The following is a 1938-nucleotide window of genomic DNA, read 5'->3' on the forward strand; positions in this document are numbered from 1 at the left end:
GAGGCTGTCGGCGCAAACAGCCGGGCCGCACGCGCGGCAGGTATCGTCGCTGACCGCTACCAGATCGCCGCGTATGTGGGCGCGAGCCTGCTCTATGCGGCCGGCGGCATTCTGCTCGGCGGCCTTATGCAACTGCCAAGTCCGCAGCAGGGCGACAACTACCTGATGCCGTCGATCGCCGCGACGGTTCTGGGTGGAACCTCGCTGTTTGGCGGCAAGGGCAATCTGGCCGCAACCGTGATCGCCGCTCTCTTTCTCACACAGCTCCAGCAATTGGTGCTGACGACGGGCGCCAGCATCGGCGTTCAATACCTTTTTCAAGGTGCCGCGATCCTGGTCGGGGTCGGCATCTATGGTCTGAATTTTCGCAATCTCAGGCGTGCAATCAGCTTGAGGAACAGGTCGACCGCATGATGTCGGCGGCCAAGGGAATAAACAGTTTCAACGCTGTCCATCACGGGCAGGTTGGAGAACAGCAACCAAACTTCGTTGGGAGGAAATGATGAAGTCTTGTCTTGGATTAAACGTGCTATCGGGCGCCGCGCTCGCCCTGTCGGCCTTTGCAACTGTCTCACCGCTGTCGGTCACACAAGCCGGCGCCGCGGATTGGTGCAAGGGCATTGCCGGTGGTGTCTTCTGCGCCGAACCGGCGGCGACGCCGCCGAGCTTCTGCGGAACGAAGGAAATCTCCGTCGCGCTGGCGGATGGCTTCGCCCAAAACCCCTGGCGGCAGATGACGACGGCCGCTGCGATCAACGAGGCCAGCCAGTGCCCGAATGTCACCGGCTGGGATCATACCGACGGACAGGGTAACACCCAGAAGGCAATCTCCGACCTCAGCGGTCTCGCGGCACGCGGCGTCAATGCCATTGTCGTGTTCCCCGATGCCGGCCCAGCCATGTTGCCGGCGATCCGCGATGCCTTCAAGCAAGGCAGCACCGTCGTCCCCTACCGGGCCCGTGTCGGCGGCGAGGAAGGCAAGGATTACAGCGTTTTCGTCGGCACGAACTTCCACCAGGACGGCGTCGACTGGGGAAAATGGATGGCGAAGGCCCTCAACGGCAAGGGAAATGTCGCCTATCTCGGCGGACCTGCCGGAACCAGCCAGAGCCGTGAGCGCGCCGATGGCATCCTCGAAGCGTTCAAGGACTATCCGGGCATCGTCCAGATCGGGCAGAAACCGTTCGAAGTGACGAATTGGGATTCCAGCATGGTCGCCAAATCACTGGGCGCGCTGATTGCCCAGTATCCGCAGATCGACGGTGTGATCGCCGACCTCAGCATGGGCGTTGTCGCCTCGGGCGTTTTCGAACGGGCCGGTCGGCCGCTGCCGCTGATCGCCGGTGAAGACGCCAACGTGTTCGGCTGCACCTGGAAGAAGCTGCACGACGCCGACGCCAAGTCCACCTTCCAGTACACGACAAACAGCGCCGAGCAGTGGAATGTTCGCCTGGCCGTGCGCTGGGCGATTGCCGAGGCCGCCGGCGGCAAGATGGATCAGCCGCTCGTCATAACCGATCCCAATGGCACCAAGCATACGGTGGCCGCGGCGGGTGTGAAGGAAGTGACGAACTTCCAGCTGGAGGATTCGCTTGCCGGAACGGTGTTCTGCAATCCGAAGCTCCCGGAATCCGCTTCGAATGGCACCAGCCTGACGGACGAACAAGTCCTGGCGGCCCTTAAGGGCGGTCTCTGATCTCGAGCAAAACGGGGCGGGCTTCTGCCCGCCCCTTCATCTCCTCAAGGAGGATGATGGAGACACTTAGGAGGATCGACCATGGCCACCGTCGAACAGCTTCAGCCTGACATGGCACCCCCGGCCGACGCCGTATCGGACGCCCCGTTGGGATTGCGCATGCAAGGCGTATGGAAGCGTTTCGGCAATGTCGTGGCCGTGAAGGACATCTCGTTTGACGCACGATGTGGCGAGGTTCATGC

Annotated in this window: 2 protein-coding genes; both read left to right on the forward strand. The window is 62.3% G+C overall.

Annotated features, from left to right (window positions below; all coding sequences use genetic code 11):
• A partial coding sequence (locus AC1DX0_RS35250; protein ID WP_477359053.1) for an ABC transporter permease occupies positions 1-414 on the forward strand: 414 nt, incomplete at its 5' end.
• 88 nt (positions 415-502) lie between these two features.
• Entirely contained in the window at positions 503-1696 is a 1194-nt protein-coding gene (locus AC1DX0_RS35255) for a substrate-binding domain-containing protein (RefSeq protein WP_477222588.1), read from the forward strand.
• The last annotated feature ends 242 nt before the right edge of the window (positions 1697-1938 follow it).

The sequence above is a fragment of the Mesorhizobium sp. P3_A9 genome, assembly GCF_056402975.1.